Annotated in this window: 16 protein-coding genes and 1 tRNA gene; 12 read left to right on the top strand and 5 right to left on the bottom strand. The window is 53.8% G+C overall.

Annotation, left to right across the window (positions count from 1 at the left end):
- Positions 1 to 37 precede the first annotated feature (37 nt).
- The 4 genes from EGT51_RS08355 to EGT51_RS08340 all read left to right on the top strand — a co-directional run bounded on the left by EGT51_RS08355 (position 38) and on the right by EGT51_RS08340 (position 5,256).
- A complete protein-coding gene (locus tag EGT51_RS08355; RefSeq protein WP_135368260.1) occupies positions 38 to 1,993 on the top strand; it encodes a S9 family peptidase in 1,956 nt (651 codons plus the stop codon).
- The gene (gene proC / locus EGT51_RS08350) at positions 1,990 to 2,793 is read left to right on the top strand and encodes a pyrroline-5-carboxylate reductase (RefSeq protein ID WP_135368259.1); all 804 of its coding nucleotides are present in this window, start codon (positions 1,990 to 1,992) and stop codon (positions 2,791 to 2,793) included. Before EGT51_RS08355 ends, proC begins: the two co-directional genes overlap by 4 nt.
- Positions 2,794 to 3,373: 580 nt before the next feature.
- Positions 3,374 to 4,516 carry an N-acetylglucosamine-6-phosphate deacetylase gene (gene nagA, locus EGT51_RS08345; RefSeq protein ID WP_135368258.1) on the top strand — a complete coding sequence of 381 codons (1,143 nt, stop codon included), beginning with the start codon at positions 3,374 to 3,376 and terminating at the stop codon, positions 4,514 to 4,516.
- A gap of 38 nt (positions 4,517 to 4,554) precedes the next feature.
- Positions 4,555 to 5,256: a GntR family transcriptional regulator gene (locus tag EGT51_RS08340; protein ID WP_135368257.1), complete on the top strand. Its 702-nt coding sequence runs from the start codon at positions 4,555 to 4,557 to the stop codon at positions 5,254 to 5,256.
- Between the two features lie 613 nt (positions 5,257 to 5,869).
- Here EGT51_RS08340 and EGT51_RS08335 read toward each other — a convergent pair.
- The gene (locus tag EGT51_RS08335; RefSeq protein WP_135368256.1) at positions 5,870 to 6,604 is read right to left on the bottom strand and encodes a WecB/TagA/CpsF family glycosyltransferase; all 735 of its coding nucleotides are present in this window, start codon (positions 6,602 to 6,604) and stop codon (positions 5,870 to 5,872) included.
- A 160-nt stretch (positions 6,605 to 6,764) separates the two neighbouring features.
- On the opposite strand from EGT51_RS08335, the gene EGT51_RS08330 reads away from it, so the two are divergent.
- The 7 genes from EGT51_RS08330 (at position 6,765) to EGT51_RS08300 (ending at position 14,326) form a co-directional block, all read left to right on the top strand.
- Positions 6,765 to 8,231, top strand: a complete 1,467-nt coding sequence (locus EGT51_RS08330; RefSeq protein WP_135368255.1) for a nicotinate phosphoribosyltransferase — start codon at positions 6,765 to 6,767, stop codon at positions 8,229 to 8,231.
- Positions 8,232 to 8,640: 409 nt separating this feature from the next.
- Positions 8,641 to 9,471, top strand: coding sequence for an ammonia-dependent NAD(+) synthetase (gene nadE, locus EGT51_RS08325; RefSeq protein ID WP_135368254.1), 831 nt, complete (start codon positions 8,641 to 8,643; stop codon positions 9,469 to 9,471).
- Positions 9,472 to 9,489: 18 nt separating this feature from the next.
- Positions 9,490 to 9,939, top strand: coding sequence for a hypothetical protein (locus tag EGT51_RS08320; protein WP_135368253.1), 450 nt, complete (start codon positions 9,490 to 9,492; stop codon positions 9,937 to 9,939).
- Positions 9,940 to 10,597: 658 nt separating this feature from the next.
- Positions 10,598 to 12,793, top strand: coding sequence for a Tex family protein (locus tag EGT51_RS08315; protein WP_135368252.1), 2,196 nt, complete (start codon positions 10,598 to 10,600; stop codon positions 12,791 to 12,793).
- Positions 12,786 to 13,268, top strand: a complete 483-nt coding sequence (locus EGT51_RS08310; protein WP_135368251.1) for a SprT family protein — start codon at positions 12,786 to 12,788, stop codon at positions 13,266 to 13,268. Before EGT51_RS08315 ends, EGT51_RS08310 begins: the two co-directional genes overlap by 8 nt.
- A gap of 12 nt (positions 13,269 to 13,280) precedes the next feature.
- On the top strand, positions 13,281 to 14,162 hold the full coding sequence (gene thrB, locus EGT51_RS08305) for a homoserine kinase (RefSeq protein ID WP_135368250.1): 882 nt from the start codon (positions 13,281 to 13,283) through the stop codon (positions 14,160 to 14,162).
- A 79-nt stretch (positions 14,163 to 14,241) separates the two neighbouring features.
- Positions 14,242 to 14,326: transfer RNA gene (locus EGT51_RS08300), tRNA-Leu, on the top strand.
- Positions 14,327 to 14,918: 592 nt separating this feature from the next.
- Here EGT51_RS08300 and EGT51_RS08295 read toward each other — a convergent pair.
- On the bottom strand, positions 14,919 to 15,920 hold the full coding sequence (locus tag EGT51_RS08295; protein WP_135368249.1) for a hypothetical protein: 1,002 nt from the start codon (positions 15,918 to 15,920) through the stop codon (positions 14,919 to 14,921).
- 95 nt (positions 15,921 to 16,015) lie between these two features.
- Positions 16,016 to 16,234, bottom strand: coding sequence for a helix-turn-helix domain-containing protein (locus tag EGT51_RS08290; RefSeq protein ID WP_135368248.1), 219 nt, complete (start codon positions 16,232 to 16,234; stop codon positions 16,016 to 16,018).
- Between the two features lie 503 nt (positions 16,235 to 16,737).
- Between EGT51_RS08290 and EGT51_RS12960 the strand changes: the two genes are divergently transcribed.
- Positions 16,738 to 16,914 (top strand): hypothetical protein, encoded by a 177-nt coding sequence (locus tag EGT51_RS12960; RefSeq protein WP_167850174.1) that lies wholly within the window; start codon positions 16,738 to 16,740, stop codon positions 16,912 to 16,914.
- A 186-nt stretch (positions 16,915 to 17,100) separates the two neighbouring features.
- Here EGT51_RS12960 and EGT51_RS08285 read toward each other — a convergent pair whose 3' ends face one another.
- Positions 17,101 to 17,478, bottom strand: coding sequence for a hypothetical protein (locus EGT51_RS08285; RefSeq protein ID WP_135368247.1), 378 nt, complete (start codon positions 17,476 to 17,478; stop codon positions 17,101 to 17,103).
- Positions 17,479 to 17,616: 138 nt separating this feature from the next.
- Positions 17,617 to 18,165: a hypothetical protein gene (locus EGT51_RS08280; RefSeq protein WP_135368246.1), complete on the bottom strand. Its 549-nt coding sequence runs from the start codon at positions 18,163 to 18,165 to the stop codon at positions 17,617 to 17,619.
- Between the last annotated feature and the right edge of the window lie 169 nt (positions 18,166 to 18,334).

The following is an 18,334-nucleotide window of genomic DNA, read 5'->3' as shown; positions in this document are numbered from 1 at the left end:
CATTTGTGAATTTGTCCAAGAAAGTGGGGGTCTTATCATGGCAACGATTGTGCAACCGGAAGACCTGTTTGCCTTGCGACCACTGGCGCAACCCGTCAGTGACGGCCAACGGGTGTATTACGTGGAGAGTCAACTAGACCAGCAGAAAAATGCTAGTCAAGCGGCGATTTATAGCGTGCAACTGGCTGACGGCAGTGACCGGCGACGGTGGAGTCCGGCCGGCGTGACCGTGAGTGAGCTGGCGTTGAGTCCCAGTCATCGCTATTTGGCCTTTATCGGCACCGTGGCGGACCATGCGCAGCTATTCATGGTGCCGCTGAGTGGTGGGGCGCCCGAGCAAATCACACGCGGGGATGCCGACATCAGCCAGCTGGTCTGGGAAGCCAACGCGGACGTCCTGTACTTTCAGACTACGACCGGCGCGCCCAAACCCACTGAGCTGCCCAGCGTACGGGTGGTCGACAAATTACAATACAAACAAAACGGGCGGGGACTCCTGCCTCAAGGGTTAACCTATCAATGTATTCGCTACCAGTGTGCCAGTCGTGACCAGTCCGTGGTGCTAGAGCGGCCTCAGGCGTTTACCGTAACGGCGGCGACGGCAGACGGCTTGTTGTTTGATGCTAAACGGCTGCCGGACGACGAACACGATTTTAGCTTTGGCGAATACTGGCACCCCTTTGATGGGACCGCCGAACGCCTGTTGAACGCCGATTTGACGGCAGGTTCCTTTGGCCAAGGCCAGTTGGCAGCGGACGGGCAGCGCGTCGTGATGTGGGGCCAAGATAACCACATCCCCAACGTGTCACAGGCCCACGCCTGGCTGAGCGACCTGAACACGGCCACACTGACGGATCTGACCGCGCCACGAGACGTCGAGGTCGGCGACATGCTGGCGGTCGACAGCCAACAGCGCCAGTCCGGTCAATTTGTGGCCTGGCTGGACGACCAGACCGTGGTGACGTTGGAAAATGCCCACGGCCGCCTCAGCCTGGTCAGCCAGCGCTTAGGGGAGACTCAACCGCACGTGTTATTGGGCGGCGACCGGGCCATCACCGATTTCAGCGTGGTCGATGCCAACACCATCGTCTTTACCGAGACCACCATGACCAGTGTGAGCCGGTTAAAGGCCCTTAACGTGGCCACAGGCGCCGAGTGGGGACTGGTAAACCCCAACGCCACCTACGAGGCTAGACACGCGCTGGTGGCCGGCCAACGCTTCACATTCAAGGGTGCGGCCGACTGGGAGATTGAAGGGTGGTATTTCCCACCAGTCACCCCGACACCGCGTCATCCGGCGGTACTGTACGTGCACGGCGGCCCGCAAGTCGACTTCGGCTACGGCTTTTACCACGAGCTACAGTTTCTGGCCGGTCAGGGCTACGGCGTCATCGCCATCAATCCGCGCGGCGGAAACAGTTACGGCCAGGAGTTTGAAACGGCCGTGATTGGCCATTACGGCGAGGGGGACTTTGAGGACCTGATGCTAGGCGTTGACGCGGCGCTCAAACTCGACGATACCATCGACCCGGCACAACTCTGCGTCACCGGCGGTTCTTACGGCGGCTTCATGACCAACTGGATCGAAACGCACACGGACCGGTTCGCGGCCGCCGTGACCCAACGCTCGATTGCCAACTGGATCAGCTTTTACGGCACCAGTGACATTGGCTATTTCTTCACACCGTGGGAGCTGAAACAAGACATGCGCGACATCAACCAGCTGTGGCATTTTTCCCCGTTGGCCTACGTGCGCCACGCCAAGACACCAATCTTAGTCTTGCATGGCGAAGAGGACCTGCGCTGTCCCACGACGCAGGGCGAAGAGTTTTTCGTGGGCTTAAAAGAAGCGGGCGTGGACACGCAACTCGTGTTGTTCCCGCAGTCGAACCACGAGCTGTCACGTTCCGGACTACCTAATTTACGCATTGAACGGCTAAACCGCATCAACCAGTGGTTCAAAGACCACTTACCTAAGGAGGACGCAAAATGAAGATTGGATTTATTGGCGTCGGTGGCATGGCGCAGGCCATCATCGGCGGTTTGTTGCAGGCCCAGACGTTTGCCCCGGCGGATATCGTGGTGCACAGCCACCGCCAGGAAAGTTATGGGCCGTACGCGGCCAAATGGGGATTGACCCCCGTGGCTAACAACGCCGCCGTGGTGACGGCTAGCGACTTAGTGGTCTTGGCCGTGACGCCCAACGTGGCCCTCGACGTCTTACAGGAAGTCGAACCACAGCTGGCCAACGGTGACAAGACGCTGATCTCCATCGTGGCCGGCTTAAGCCTGGAACAGCTGGCCAACGTGGCGGGCGAAAACGTGCCTATCTTGCGGACGCTGCCCAACGTTAACGTGGAAGTCGGCGCGGGGATGACCGCCGTGGCCGCCAATGACCAGCTGACAGGCGACCGGCTTACCGCCGCACTGCGGGTCTTCAACACGATTGGCTCGACGACCACGCTAGCCGAGGACCAATTTGGTGTCTTCAGCGCGCTGGCAGGCAGTTCGCCGGCCTATATCGACTTCTTCATCGACAGTCTCAGCCGCGCCGGCGTCAAGCACGGTCTCAGCAAGGACCAGGCGACGCAAATCGCGGCCCAGGCCACGTTGGGCTCCGCTAAAATGGTCCTGGCCAGCGACAAGATTCCGTTTGCCTTGATCGACCAAGTGGCCTCGCCCGGTGGGAGCACCGTGGCCGGCCTGTTGGCCATGGAAGAGGCCGGCTTCATGACGGCCGTGGTCAAAGGCATCGACGCCACCATCAAGCGCGACGCCGGCGGCCCGGCTTAACGCTGCTGGGGCTTGCTAAACCAGTCGCCTGCTATGGTGCTGGCTGCCTGCCGTTGCGCGAAATCCAGGTTGGAACGCTGGGGGAGGACGGTCCGAGCCAAAGTGCGGTCTCGGCCCTTGCTTTGAGCCGAAGCCCACGTCTCAAAGTCACCAATTTGCCAGCAAAGACCGCTGACAAATTCCCCGGCTGAACCTGGATTTCGCTCCACTCTCGGCTACTGAAGTGGTTACCAGAGCCATGTGGTATCGACGACCATTGCGACATAGCCGCGCGCAACTGGTGACGTCGTGCCGATTGTCTGACTTGGGGTGTCTTGTTGAGTCAAATAGCACAGGTTGGGGTGGTCATCATTGCGGGTCAAAACGGTTATTGACCCACGTTTTGACCATGAGGCCACTTTGATACACGCACTTCGGCTCGTGCCGCCCAATATTTCGCGCAACGGTAGGCGGACACTTAACCACTGTGGCGCGAAAAAAACTGCTAATTTGCCGGTCGCGTGAGTTGCCTTTTTGGTCTATACCGATTATAATAACAGTGTTGACTGAAGGTTATAATTGATGAGGAGGAGAAAAAGCAATGAGCATTGTTTTAAAGCACGCGAAGATTTACACCGGTGACGAGGTCATTGCCGATGGGTTCATCCGTTTCGACCGGGAAATCGAAGCGGTGGGCCCCGTGGCGGACTTTCGGCCCTTACCTGCCGATGAGATCCACGTGGTGACTGGCAAGATGATTGTGCCCGGATTTATTGACGTGCATAGCCATGGGGGCTATGGATATGATAGTATGGATGGGGACCCTGACCAAATTGATAAGATGGTTAACCTCATGTCGTTGGAAGGTATCACGTCGATCTTCCCGACCACGATGACCCAATCCAATGCGGCCATCGACCATGCCATGCAAGGGATTGCGGTGGCTGCCGAACGGAACCCGTTGATTCAAGGGGTTCATTTGGAAGGGCCCTTCATTGCCGCCATCTTCAAGGGGGCGCAGCCTGAAAAGTACATCAAGGATCCAGACGTCGACCTGTTGGACCGTTGGAACCAGTTGTCGGGCAATCGGGTCAAATTGATCACCTACGCGCCAGAAGACGCGGGGGCCGAAAAGTTTGAAGCCTATTGCCTGGCCAATGGCATCGTGCCGTCTGTCGGCCACTCCAACGCCACGCGAGAACAACTGCTGGAGAGCCGTGCCACCCACGTGACCCATTTGTACAACGCGCAACGGGGCTTGCGGCACCGCGAACCTGGGGTCACTGGTCACGCCATGCTGGAAGACAACTTGTATTGTGAATTGATTTGCGATGGTTTCCACATCGTACCGGACATGATTAAACTGGCCTACGAACAAAAGGGCCAACACCGGCTAGAACTGGTCACCGATTCCATGCGGGCCAAGGGGATGCCTGAAGGCGTGAGTGAATTGGGTGGCCAAAAGGTCATCGTCAAGGACCGCCAAGCCCGCCTGGAAAGCGGCAACTTAGCCGGGTCTGTCTTACGGTTCGACGAGGCCTTCCGCAACGTCATTGCCTTTACCGGTTGTGACGTCAACGACGCCGTGCAAATGAGTGCCGTGAACCAAGCCGAGGAATTTGGCCTGACCCAAAAGGGCAAGCTGCTTCCGGGGCGCGACGCCGATTTAAACTTGTTAACACGTGATCTCCACGTGGACACGACCTTTAGTTTGGGTCGCAACATGCAGGAGCTCATCAAATAAACCAATTGTAGATATCTTGAGAAGGGACGTTGGGTGCTGTGAGTTCACCGATTTATATTCAAATTCATAATGACATTAAACGTGCAATTGAAGCCGGGAAATGGGCGGTTGGCGATCGAATTCCGTCTGAACGAGAGTTGTCTCGTGATTTTGATGTGAGTCGGATGACGCTCCGCCAAGCCATTCAAACGCTGGTCGATGAAGGGATTTTGGAACGGCAAGTGGGTTCTGGGACCTACGTGGCCAACCAAAAGGTCCAGGAAAAAATGTCCGGGGTCACCAGTTTCACCGACCTCATGTTGACGCAGGGCAAGCAACCGACCAGCAAGACCATTTCGTATCACGTGATGAATCCATCCTTGAGTGAAGCCGAAAAGCTCAAACTCAAGGAAGACGACCAAGTGTTGCGGATGGAACGGATTCGCTACGGCGATGACGTCCCGATTTGTTTTGAAGTGGCCACGGTGCCCGAAAAGCTGGTGGACGGCCTGAACAAAAAGGAAGTCACCAGTTCGCTGTACCGCGCGCTGGAAGATAAGAAGCAACTGAACCCCGGCAAGGCCCAACAAACGGTTTCGGCCATGTCGGCGTCCGAGCGCATCGCGGAATACCTGAACATCAAGCGCGGCGACGCCATTTTGCGCCTACGGCAGGTGACGTACCTGCAAGATGGAACACCGTTTGAATATGTGCGGACCCAATATGTTGGGGAACGCTTTGAATTTTATTTGGAAAAGTAAATACGAGGAGCTGGACGGTGGTTCGGCTCCTTTTTTGGCAAATGGGCGTGACGAAACCTGCTTGATACCGGCAATCCAGTCGTTGGAGAGCGACTACGGCCTAAATTCTGCAGGTTGAAAGACGCTAACTTGCCGGAGACAGCCAGGATCTCAAGTGAATCGGAAGACCGCTTCTCGGTTTGGAGATGTTCTCCAGAGCAGTCGGAGTCCCAGCTGACGCAGATTTCTGAGTTCACCAATTTTAAGTGTCAGAACACCGCTATTGCAGCAATCAAGGTGTTAATTTTAGGTTCAACCTTTAACTAAAGCAAAAAGACCAGCGCCAAGCAGCGCTAGCCTAAGTGACACGATGATGTTATGCGATGATGTTATGCGAGCAAAACGGTTACAGGTACCACGACCGTAGCCGATAGTTCGCTAGAGATGAGTTCAGCTGTGGGAGTTGCCTTAGCGGCGCGGGCCATGGCGCTTAGGCAACTGGCAACTTGAAGACGTGGGTTATCGGCTTCAAGTTGAGGGGCGAGACCGCTTTTTGGCTCGACCCGGCGCCCTCAGCGTTCCAACTCATCTCTAGCGAACGGCAAGGCGGCTAACGTGGGCCAACGCACACTGCTTATTGCTGGCGTTTGGCCTGTTGGCGCACGAGGTGCAGGTAGTGCGGGATGACCGCGATACGCTTCAAGCGCTTGGGCTCCTTGACCGTCCGGTAGAACCACTCCAAATGGTGGTCTTGCCAGAACTTGGGCGCCCGGACGACGGCACCGGCGAGAACGTCAAAGCTGCCGCCGACGCCCATCCACAACCCTTTGGTGACGTGGCGGTGCTGGTGAATGAACTGTTCTTGCTTGGGAAAGCCCAGCGCGGCGAACACCATGTCGGGTTGTTGGGCTTCAATGTCGGCCACGATGGGCGCCGCGTCTTGGAAGTAGCCGTCGCGAATGCCAGCAATCACCAGGCCGGGGTAGTCCCGTGCCAGAATCGGCTTCAGTTGGGCGATGACGGCCGGCTTGGCCCCTAAAAAGTACGCGGAGCGGTGATGGTCACTGCCCCAGGCGAGTAAGGCCTGCAGGGTGTCAAATCCGGTGATCCGTTCGGGCAGCGGTTGTTTCAAAATTTTGGCCCCGTCCAGGATACCGACGCCATCTGGTGTGATGAAGTCGGCGCTAAGCAACAGGTCGCGGTAGTCGGCGTGCTCGTGGGCGTACATGGCGATCTCCGGATTGGCGGTCACCACGAAGGTGTTTTGCCGGTCACTGATGCGCTGTTGTAAGACGGGTAGGAGGGCCGCCGCCGTGGTCTTGACGAAGGGTAGGTCAAGCACGGTGACGGTCGGAAATGTGGTTTGCATAAGGGGACTCCTCTCAAGGATTGGTACGAGAACGAATTAAGCCCCCGGTACCGCACTAAATTGTATGACGCTCTGTTTGTTTCATGCTAAAATAAGACTATTGAAATTAAATTTAAATCATTAAATCCGGCTCAAAAACCAGCTAAGGGAGTAGCTCATTATGACGAATTTGTATCCTGACGACAGTATGACTCTGCACACGGATGCCTACCAGATCAATATGATTCAAACTTACTACGAACAAGGAATCGCTGATAAACACGCGGTCTTCGAAGTCTTTTTCCGTGAGATGCCGTTTAAAAACGGTTACGCGGTCTTCGCTGGTCTGGAACACATTGTCCATTATATCCAAAACCTGCATTTTTCCCAAACGGATATTGATTACTTACGAGAAGCTGAAGATTATTCCGAAGACTTCTTGAATTACTTAAAGAATTTCCAATTCCGGGGCTCGATTCGCTCGGCTGTGGAAGGCGAATTGGTTTACGCCCACGAACCGCTGTTACAGGTGGAAGGGCCGTTGGCGGATTGCCAATTAGTCGAAACGGCCATCTTGAACATCATCAACTATCAAACGCTGATTGCCACCAAGGCTGCACGGATTCGCTCCGTGGCCGGGGATGACGCGTTGATGGAATTTGGCACGCGGCGGGCCCAAGAATTTGACGCCGCCATCTGGGGCACTCGGGCCGCCTTTATCGGGGGCTTTGACGCGACCTCTAACGTGCGGGCCGGCAAGATCTTTGGGATTCCCATCAGCGGAACTCATGCCCACGCGCTGGTCCAAACGTACGGCAACGACTACGATGCCTTCATGGCCTACGCCAAGACGCATCGCGACTGCGTCTTCTTAGTCGACACCTACGATACGTTGCGTAGTGGGGTGCCGAACGCCATCAAGGTGGCCAAGGAACTCGGCGACCAGATCAATTTCCAAGGCGTGCGGATCGACTCCGGAGATATGGCGTACCTGTCCAAACGGGTGCGGCAAAAGCTGGACGAAGCGGGCTTCCCGAATGCCAAAATTTACGCCTCTAATGACCTGGACGAAAAGACGATTCAAAGTCTCAAGATGCAAGACGCCAAGATCGACGTCTGGGGGGTCGGCACCAAGCTGATCACGGCCTTTGACCAGCCAGCCTTGGGCGCCGTTTACAAGATGGTGGCCATTGCCGACGACCACGGCCAGATGAAGGGCACCATCAAGCTGTCCAACAACGCCGAAAAGGTGACGACGCCGGGCAAGAAGCAAGTTTGGCGCATCACCAAGAAGGCGGACGGCAAGACGGAAGGGGATTACGTGGCGTTGATCGATGAAGATCCGCGTAACGAAGAATCGCTGTTCATGTTCCATCCCAACTACACCTACATCAACAAGACGGTCAACGACTTCAACGCACGGCCGATTTTGCAAAACATTTTCGACCGCGGCGAACTGGTCTACAAGCTACCGACGCTGTCTGCGGTGCGGGACCGGTGTCGGGGGGCCTTGGCGAACCTGTGGCCAGAGTACAAACGGGACTTGAACCCGCAAAAGTATCCGGTGGATCTGTCCAAAGACTGCTGGGACCACAAGATGGCCATCATCAAGGATATTCACACGTACGTGCAGACGATGCCTGAATAGCAGCGTTTCACGTCTGATGGCGAAGATTTGGTTGTTGGCAATAGTATAGCGGTAACTGGTCGCCTACCGTCCGTCAAATATAGGTTGGAACGCGGTGGGCGGAGCGGCCGAGTCAAGGTGCGGTCTCGGCCTCGCTTTGAGCCGAAGGCCGCGTCTCAAAGACGCCAGTTCTCTAAGCGGCATACACCGCGCCACTAAGAGAACTCCCACGGCTGAACCTATATTTGACGGACTCTCGGCTACAAGTGTGAGAGCCAGTAGTAAGCGGCTTAGCCCGTGGTGGTGCTAATTTGCTAATTCGAGAATCAAGTCTATTCTCAATTTTTAGGTATCAATTCTAAATGGCTGAAACGTGGGCCCAAGAGTGGTCGGGTGGTCCATGCTTACATGTCAACAAGGGGGCAGCATGATGCGTACGATGCAAAAAGAAATTATTGAAGCGTTGAAGGTCCAACCATCGATCGACCCGGCAACTGAGGTGCGACGGAGTGTGGATTTCTTAAAGGATTATTTGAAGCACTATGACTTCATGAAGACGCTGGTCTTAGGCATTTCCGGCGGTCAAGATTCGACGTTGGCCGGGTTATTGTGTGAACAAGCCGTCACGGAATTGCGCCAGGAGACCGGTGATCAGGACTACCGGTTCATCGCGGTGCGCTTGCCGTATGGCGAACAGGCCGATGAGGACGACGCCATGATGGCGATTGATTTCATGAATGCCGATGAGGTCGAACGGGTCAACATCCAACCGGCCACGGATGCCATGTTGGCGGCCGTTACGGCCAACCACGAAACCATCAGTGACTTTAACAAGGGTAACATCAAGGCGCGGCAACGCATGATCGCGCAGTACGCCATCGCGGGGGCCCGTCACGGCGCCGTGGTGGGCACGGATCACGCCGCGGAAGCCGTCACCGGATTTTATACCAAATTCGGGGATGGGGCCGCGGATATTTGCCCCATTTGGCGGCTGGATAAGCGTCAAGGCGCCGCGATGTTGCGGTACTTGGGCGCGCCAGAACACTTGTATCAAAAGGTGCCGACGGCCGATCTGGAAGAAGACCGGCCGGCTTTGCCCGATGAGGCAGCGCTGGGCGTTCGTTACCAGGATATCGATGACTACCTGGAAGGCAAGGATATCGATACTGCGGCGGCGGAACGCATTGAAAGTTGGTACCACAAGACCGCGCACAAGCGGCATTTGCCAGTCAACGTCTACGACACGTTCTGGCGCAATTAAGTTACGGAGGCGGAAACGATGGCAAGAAACAGTTTACAAAAGAACAATATGAACGGCTACATCCAGGTCTTATCAGGCGTGTTGAAGACGACTGAAGAGGGCGCGGAAACGATGAACGCCGACTTTGAAAAGATGCGCGGCGCCATTGACAATGACACGGTCAGTGACCTGTCACAAGTCGACTTGCAAAAGGTCGCCGACAATTTCCAACGCGGCACGGACCGCTATGAGGATAACTTGAACAAGCTCCAACAGGCCAACGTGCCAGTTCGGGTTCTGGGCAAGCACAAGTCACTGGTCGCGGCCTACCGGACCTACACGAAGGCGTGCCAAGCCATGACGGACAGCATCGACGTTGAGCACCAAGCTGTCGACCAAGCCGCCTTTGACGAAGCCGAAAAGACGCAAGAAAATGCGATGGAAAAGGTCACGGCCGCCACGCAACGGATCATGACCAGCCCAATGTAATGGAGAGTGGGGACAAAGGGCGATTAGCCGGCGAGCAGTCAGGCTGTTACTGAATAAGTCCCAGCTAGGCTGGTTTGGTGACCGGCTTGAACGAAACCGGCTGCCGGCTGTGTCACGCTGCGGCTATCACGGGGCGGAAACCGTATCGTTGGTCCACTTGTGGCGGGCAGAACTTTCTGGCAACGCTGCAGGAGCTAGTTGTCTTACCGTTGCGCGAAAGTCTGCTGGTATGGGACGGTCAGAATCTCCGAGTCCAATGGCTATCGCTATCGTGCCGGAGGAGGCCAGGGGTGGAACCAGCTGTGTCGACGGTGTTGGCTGAGGTTTTGTCTCAGCCTACAGCGTGGGGCGACTTGGGAGACTGGCGGGCTTAGCCAGGCTTTCAAGCGAACCGGAAGCCCGTGCCTGGGCTGGAGGTGTCCCCCATAGCAGGTGGAACCCCTGGCAGCCGCAGGCAACTGGTACGGCGCAACGGCAGGCGGCCAGCCAGCAACATACGGTTGCCAACAATTGTTTTCACCAGGAGTCACTAAGCCAAACAATAACGGGGTCGCTTCACAACTTGTGGGGTGACCTTTTTGTCTGGGCGCTGACGGGCGAAGCGCCCCGCCGGCATGGTATAATGCAGGTATATCGAAAAAAGTAACGGAGGGGTTGCATGGCAACGAAACAAACAGAAACGGCACTCAGCGAGCTGGCTAAGCCGGTGCAACAACAGTTAAGTCAGTACCGGGTGCAACAGATTCAGGCCGTGTTGTCCCTACTAGACGAAGGTAACACGGTGCCGTTCATTGCGCGGTACCGTAAGGAGCGGACGGGGTCGCTAGACGAAGTCGCCATCCGCGACATCGAGGATGAGGCGCGGCGGCTGATGAAGCTGAACCAACGGCGCCAAGAGGTCTTGAAGATTATTGACGAACAGGGAAAATTGACCCCGGCGTTGCGGCAAAATTTTGCGCGGGCGACTGTCATTCAACAAGTCGAGGACCTGTATTTACCGTACAAACAAAAGCGCCGTACCAAGGCAACTGTGGCACGAGAAGCGGGCTTGACCCCGTTGACGGAGTGGCTCTTGACCTTTCCGGCGAGTGGCTTAGACGCGAAGGCCCAACAGTTCGTTGATCCGACCAAGGACTTACCGGACCTCCCGGCAGTTTGGGCGGGGGTTCACGAAATCTTGGCGGAAACCTTCAGCGAACAGGCGGCCTTTCGGGAATGGATTCGCCAGTTCACTTGGCAGCACGGGGAGTTGACCAGCAAGCTGAAACGCGGGGCGGCCGACGACGATGAGCAACAGGTCTACGCGACCTACTACGACTTCAGTCAGCCGTTGAAGCAATTGCCACCGTACCGGGTGCTGGCCATTAACCGGGGCGAGCGCGAGAAGATTTTGACGGTCGGCATCAGCGTTGACCCAGCGTCCATTTTGCAATATGGGCATTTCCGCCTGGTCGGCCAGCATCAGGGACCGGCCGTGGCCAAGGTGACGGCGGCCTTTGCGGATGCGTACAAACGCTTCTTGGGGCCCGCCATCGAACGGGAGTTGCGGCGCCAATTGACCGAAAAAGCCGACGACCACGCCATTCAGGTGTTCGGCAATAACCTGTATCACCTGTTGATGCAGGCACCGTTGAAGGGCAAGGTCGTCATGGGCTTTGACCCAGCGTACCGGACTGGCTGCAAGTTGGCCATCATGGACCCCAACGGCCGCTTCTTGGCTAAGCAAGTCATCTATCCGCACAAGCCAGCCAATGCCAAGGACCGCGCCGCCGCGGGGCCAGCATTCAAGCAATTATTGGAAAAGTATCACGTCGAAATGATCGCCATTGGCAACGGGACCGCTAGCCGGGAATCCGAAGAATTTGTCAGCACGATCTTGAAGACGCTGGACCATCCGGTGTACTACGTGCTGGTCAATGAGGCTGGGGCGTCGGTCTATTCCGCCAGCGCCAATGCTCGTGCGGAGTTTGCGGACTTCCACGTCGAGGAACGGTCGGCCGTTAGCATCGGGCGCCGGCTCCAAGACCCGTTGGCCGAGCTGATCAAGATCGACCCGAAGGCTGTGGGCGTGGGTCAGTACCAACACGACGTCCCCGAAAAGGCGTTGGATGCGCAACTGGACCGGGTCGTGGAAACGGCGGTCAACCAGGTCGGCGTCAACGTCAATACGGCCAGTCCGGAGCTGTTGACGCACATTTCTGGGTTGACGGCCACGACGGCGAAAAATATCGTGGCTTACCGCAACGAAAACGGGGCATTTGCTGCCCGGCAGGAGTTGAAAAAGGTGCCACGCCTGGGACCCAAAGCCTACCAACAGGCCGTGGGCTTCCTGCGGATCATTGGTGGCCGCGAACCGCTGGACAACACGGATATTCATCCAGAAAGTTATGCGGCGGCTCATCAACTGTTGACGCAACTGGCGCCGGATGGGCAGATTGGGACGCCCAAGCTTCAGCAACAGTTGGCGCAGTTGAACCAGGCCAAGTTGGCCGACCAGCTGGGCGTGGGCGTGGCAACGTTAAGCGACATCATTGCCGGGCTGAGCAAGCCGGGGCGTGATTTACGTGACAGTATGCCGGCACCGTTGTTGCGCCAAGACGTGTTAACCATGGCTGATTTGAAGCCGGGGATGGAGCTGCAAGGGACCGTCCGCAACGTGGTCGATTTTGGCGCCTTCGTGGACATCGGCGTGAAACAAGACGGCCTGGTCCACATTTCACAACTGGCCGACCACTACGTCAGTGACCCCAGCACGGTCGTCACGATTGGCGACGTCGTCACGGTCTGGGTCTTAAGCGTCGACGAGAATCGTCACCGAATCCAATTAACGATGCGAGCTGAACAACATGACTAATCAAGAATTACAGCGGCTGGTCGAGCGCATTTCCCTAGAGAGTTTTGGCAAACCGTTCCGCCACCACGCGATGTTCAATGCCCGCTTGCGAACGACGGGTGGCCGTTACCGGTTGGGCGATCATAATTTGGAAATCAATCCGAAAATGATTACGGAACACGACCGCGCCGTGTTGGTGGGCGTCATCAAACACGAGCTGTGCCACTATCATTTGAATCTGGCCGGACAATCGGGCCAGCACCGCACGGCGGCCTTTAAGCAGCTGTTGCGGCAGGTGGGCGGTTTACGCTTTGCCCCGGCGCCACCGAACGCGCGACCACGGCCGCGGCAATGGCAGTTGTACGTTTGCACGCGCTGCCAGCAGAAATACTACCGGGCACGACGCATCGACGTCACCAAGATGGTCTGCGGTCGGTGTCACGGGCATTTACAATGGCAAAAAACGGTGGTCGCCGTGACGCGGCCGCAAGCTTAGGAGGTTGATAGGATGGGTAAAACAATTATTCGGGTTCCCGCCACGGCGGCGAACTTAGGCCCCGGCATTGATTCGATTGGGGCGGCATTACACTTGTACTTAACGGTCATCATTGAGGAAAAAACGGAACAGTGGCGGGTCAACCATGCGCTGGGGACGGAGATTCCTCGCGATGAGCACAACCTGATGGTCCAAACGGCCCTGCAGGTCAACCCTGAGTTGCCAGCGCACCAGCTGACGGTCATGTCGGATATTCCGGTATCTCGCGGCCTGGGGAGTTCGACCAGCGCCATCATTGCCGGTATCAAGATTGCCAACGAATTGGGCAACATGGACATGACCATCCCCGAGCAGCTGAACTGGGCGGTCAAATTAGGCGGCGCTGTGGACAACGTGGCCCCCGCCTTGATGGGGCAGGCCGCCGTTGCTACCACCGATGGCGACACGGCCAAGGCCATCAAGTTACCGCTGCCAGATCTGCGGGTCTTGGTCTTCATCCCTGGGCAAAAGTTACTGGCCCGTAAGAGTCGTGAGGCCTTGCCGAAGGATTTGCCATTGGCAACGGCGGTCCACGCCAGCAGCGTGGCCAACGTGTTGGTGGCCGCACTGTTGACCAAAGATTGGGAGTTGGCCTCCCAGATGATCGAACGGGACGAATTCCATGAGCAAGCCCGTTCCCAGCTGGTCCCTGAATTGAATCAAATTCGCGATGCGGCCCACGAACTGGGCATCGTCGGTACGTATCTGAGTGGGGCCGGTCCAACCGTGGTCACCTTTGGCACGGCGGCGCAGTTGACCTTATTGCGAGCCAAGTTGGAAAAGCGCGACTTGGCCGGCAGTCTGCGCATCATCGACCTCGATCCGGACGGCGCGACCGTCCTCACCGATGCATAAAGAAAACTTTTTTGAATTAACTTGCAAAAAATATTGTCAGGTGCGAAATCATTTGGTATACTATTTCTTGTGAGTTAATGCGGCCATGGCGGAATTGGCAGACGCGCAAGATTAAGGATCTTGTCCGGGTAATCCGGGTGGAAGTTCGAATCTTCTTGGCCGCATCAGAGGTTTACAGAAAGTCTTGACCATTTTGGTTGAGGCTTTTTTGTTTAATTTGGAAGATTTTAATTGATTACTGGAAACGGATATTCTAGCAAAATAAATTCGCTGTATGAAAAAGCACATAATGAAATTAATAAGTTGTATAATTACGGCGAAGAATTGAGACAGGAGGGACGACTTCATGATTAGACTTTGGCTGCAATCTGACGATGGGGATGTTGTAAATTATCTGTACCAGGCTGAGGATGGAAAAAAGGCCAAGTACTGTATAGCCGGTTACATCATGGCTTGAAATTTTTAGACGACATTATTGATGACTACCCGAAAAATTATCGTGGACATTTGAATAAAAAACTTTACGACATGGCAAAGTTTGATACTTTCCCCGATTATGAAGTCATTCCTTTCTTTTAGGAGTCACTTATAACGTTAGACGACTGTGTCGCCAGACACGTGAGCGACAAGCCGCCGAATTTATTCGAATGGTAATTGATACAAAAACGGGCCTGGGATAAAACCTCCCAGGCCCGTTCGCGTCACCTTTATATAGCTGAAACGTGCGCCAAAAGGCAGCTTGTTCCGCTTTTTTTATTACTGCAAACTTTCAATATAAGATTTTGCTTCACTTGTGCTAAACGAACCATAATTGTGTCCTTGCAATGCGTATGCATATGATTCTGCGACATCACCTAGGGTTACATAGAATTGTTTATTGCCAACATTAACAGTAATTCTAAAGGTATCAGCGTCATGGTTAAAGTTATCAGCCGCCATAAATACATGGCCCAGTGACATCTTTAACTTATAGAGTGTCTTCTTACCTACTTTGACTTTCTTAGTGCCAAAACCTTTTAACGGCTTGGCTAGATAATAGGTGTAGTTAGAAGAGCCACGTGTGAACTTTTTGATTTTAACAGATTGAGAAATCTTACTGTAATTCGCAGTATTTCCCTTCTTGTAGCTGGTAGTGTAGTAGTTCAAGTAGTTGTCTGATGTAACTGTGATAAATGGATTATTTGCTTTGTCCGTATCGAAATATGATTGTAAGCCCTTCTGCTGTAAGTCGGGAAGGTTGCGAACGCCATTGTGGGCGAATGCGGTATTTTTGGTGTACTTAGTTAATGGTGTGCCGTTGACGGTCGAAAGACCACTTCCAGGATACTTAGTACTCAACCCTTTAAATACTTTCTTCTGATTCTTCTTGCTCAAGTTTAAAGAACTGACAGTAAATGTTCCCTTTTGGTAAACCGTGCCAGAAACAACCGAACCCTTTCCAAGCGTTACCTTTTTGCTGGTTCCGTTTGAGAGAGAAACTTTCTTTGTCGTATAGAAAATATTGGTTTCAGGACTGCCTGGAACAACACCATTGCTGCCATCCGCCATTAAAGCAGAAAGGTTTCTCATACCTACCTTGTCAAACGCCTTATCTATTTTCTTGCTAGTTTTGGACGACTTTTGATCTGCTTTCTTGGCCGACGTTAAATATTGCTTTGCGCTTTTGCTCATAGCGCTGGCGTTGGTGACAGCTAGACTTCCAGCGACAGCACCCAGTAGCATGAGTAGGGTAGCTCCCTTAATTCCGATTGTTTTCAATTGAATTACCTCCCAATTATGTTCCTACCATCCTTGTTGTTAGTATACCCCAGTTTATGAAGCATTTAAAATCAGCAGATTAATAATTGGCGACGCTAGTCATTAGGAACAATCTCCTTATGACCAGTTACGGCTTCCATTCCTTCACGGGTAACCAATATTTGGCGTGCAAATACGCGCACAGTTCCTTCTGGAAACCGGCTTGGATTGCTCCGCAAAACTTGTCGTACATAGTCGGGAGCCATACCCCAACGTAAGGCAACGTCTTTAGAAGTCATGATTTCGGGATTGTTTAGATTGATATGTTCTGCCATTTCTATCACTTCACAGTAATTTGAACAGGCGGAGAAGACTGAGAATTAGAGATAATGAACTGACAATGATAGCTACATAAAGCAATTTAGTTATTTTCTTACTCATATTGAAGCCTCCGTGTTATAATCTGGGTACAACAAGTAAGGGTCTTTCAACCCTTACCATGTTACTTGTGTGGAATGAGAGCTTCGGCGATTACTGCAATGCCCTGCATGATGTTGATAACTAGTAGGATGGTTGTCAAATCGGCATTACGTTCGTCGGGGCTCTTTTCCTTTCAATGTTTCATTCTTTTACCTACCCAAATTGCGACCCAAATTCAACCCGTGCGAGGACGATTCTTGCTAGAGATTGTGGCAGGTCATGGTGGTTATCGGTATGAAGTTAATGTTATGATTACGGGGAGAAATGGGAAAACGAAGCCAGTTCTGAGGGATGTAACTAGGCTCACTACACTCTATGTAAATCTGGATTTGGACAAGAAGATACGAGGTGGTAAATCATGAATCATGGTGAAGTAAATATGTTTGATGTGGTTCAAACTACTGACGGGAGAACTGGAACCGTTGTAGACATTTATCCAAAGTGGGTAACGCTTGAGGAGAATCCGCACCAGAGTGATTTCCCGATTTTCGACGTCAAAATTTCAGATATTTCAAAGATCATTGAGCATTCATAGATAATGATTAAGCTAAAGCACATTCCTAGTGAGTGCTTTTTTAGGAGTCACTTATAACGTTAGACGACTGTGTCGCCAGACACGTAAGCGATAAACCGCTGAATTTATTCGAATGGTAATTGATACAAAAATGGTGTTGATGGATTTTGCCATCAACACCATTTTTTCATGGACTCTGTGGGTGAACTAAGCCTGGTGCTCAACGTGCTTGGCTTTGTGATTGGCGCTGAGGTGCCGGCCGAAGAAACCGACACCGATAATCAACGCCAGCCATGCCCAGATCATCAGGTCTGAGTAGAAGCCAACGTCGGATAATCCAATCAACCAAGCAATGAGCATCATCACGAGTGTGGCGATATCACCGCCCATTTTCTCCGCTTTCCGAGTTGCTAAGTAAACAATACCGGAAGCTAAGTATAGGATGGCGACAAACATGCCAGCGGTTCCTGACACGTGTTTGCCACCTGCAAGTGCGTCCCCGACGCCGACCGCCATAGATTGAAAGAAGATGAAGACGGCCAAGACAATCATGATGATACCAGAAACTAATTTTGTTGTTTTCACAACAACAACCCCCTAATGAATAAACAGCTTTTAATGACTTCAGTATTTGGTCAGCGCATGGTGGCGATGACTGTCAACTGAGGCATGTCTTCTTAAGCTGATTATTGGCTACTACTGATTGTTGAGGTCACAGTCGGCTTATTTGATGCCCAATTCGTGCTGCCGCTGGATTTCGCCAGATGATTTCATGGAATTGGGAGTGGACGCGAGGGCCGCCTTTTCCGACATGCCGTGGTCAATCTTGTAGGCGACGGGTGACATCCCATACTGATTGATGAACCCGGTCAGCGTATTGGGGTCCGTGTTCACGGATGACTGCGCGTGACTGCTGGACTGTGGGGCCCGCGACGACTGCGTGTAAGTGCTGCTGTGCGAAGCGGCAGTCGTGTGTCGGTGCCGCGGCGTCTGTTTGGGTGCTGCTGGCGTCACCGTACGCGCGGTTCGGTGATCCGTCGAGGAAGTCTTCGTCGCCGCCGACTGAGCTTTAGTCGTTGAATGGGACTGGGCGGCTTGGTGTTGGTGATGCTGGGCCGGTTTCTGCGATGAGGTTTTGTGCTTCTTGGCAACCAGACTGCTAGTCGCTTTCGAGCTGGCTGAAGATGCCGTATTTTTGTGATTACCGCAAGCGCTCAGCGTGGTTAACGCCAGTGAAGTAGCAATGAGTGTCGTGATACAAGTCTTTTTCAAGTTAACTCCTCCGAATGTAAACGTGTCTTTATAATTTCCCCTGACTACTAGAATACCGCAAAGGGTGGGGACTTGTACATCCCCTGCAGGGCAGAATCGTGAGCTGACGGAGGATGATGAAGGCCGGTTCCCACATCCATTGCCCCCCAAACATGACAAACAGATAACA

Source organism: Levilactobacillus suantsaiihabitans, assembly GCF_004745505.1.
GTDB lineage: Bacteria > Bacillota > Bacilli > Lactobacillales > Lactobacillaceae > Levilactobacillus > Levilactobacillus suantsaiihabitans.
This window is presented reverse-complemented; position numbering and strand designations above follow the sequence as displayed.

Excerpts from the sequence above, each read along its gene's own strand:
- EGT51_RS08355 (WP_135368260.1), top strand. The coding sequence starts at position 38 with ATGGCAACGATTGTGCAACCGGAAGACCTGTTTGCCTTGCGACCACTG.
- proC (WP_135368259.1), top strand. The coding sequence starts at position 1,990 with ATGAAGATTGGATTTATTGGCGTCGGTGGCATGGCGCAGGCCATCATC.
- nagA (WP_135368258.1), top strand. The coding sequence starts at position 3,374 with ATGAGCATTGTTTTAAAGCACGCGAAGATTTACACCGGTGACGAGGTC.
- EGT51_RS08335 (WP_135368256.1), bottom strand. The coding sequence starts at position 6,604 with ATGCAAACCACATTTCCGACCGTCACCGTGCTTGACCTACCCTTCGTC.
- EGT51_RS08330 (WP_135368255.1), top strand. The coding sequence starts at position 6,765 with ATGACGAATTTGTATCCTGACGACAGTATGACTCTGCACACGGATGCC.
- nadE (WP_135368254.1), top strand. The coding sequence starts at position 8,641 with ATGCGTACGATGCAAAAAGAAATTATTGAAGCGTTGAAGGTCCAACCA.
- EGT51_RS08320 (WP_135368253.1), top strand. The coding sequence starts at position 9,490 with ATGGCAAGAAACAGTTTACAAAAGAACAATATGAACGGCTACATCCAG.
- EGT51_RS08315 (WP_135368252.1), top strand. The coding sequence starts at position 10,598 with ATGGCAACGAAACAAACAGAAACGGCACTCAGCGAGCTGGCTAAGCCG.
- EGT51_RS08310 (WP_135368251.1), top strand. The coding sequence starts at position 12,786 with ATGACTAATCAAGAATTACAGCGGCTGGTCGAGCGCATTTCCCTAGAG.
- thrB (WP_135368250.1), top strand. The coding sequence starts at position 13,281 with ATGGGTAAAACAATTATTCGGGTTCCCGCCACGGCGGCGAACTTAGGC.
- EGT51_RS08290 (WP_135368248.1), bottom strand. The coding sequence starts at position 16,234 with ATGGCAGAACATATCAATCTAAACAATCCCGAAATCATGACTTCTAAA.
- EGT51_RS12960 (WP_167850174.1), top strand. The coding sequence starts at position 16,738 with ATGAATCATGGTGAAGTAAATATGTTTGATGTGGTTCAAACTACTGAC.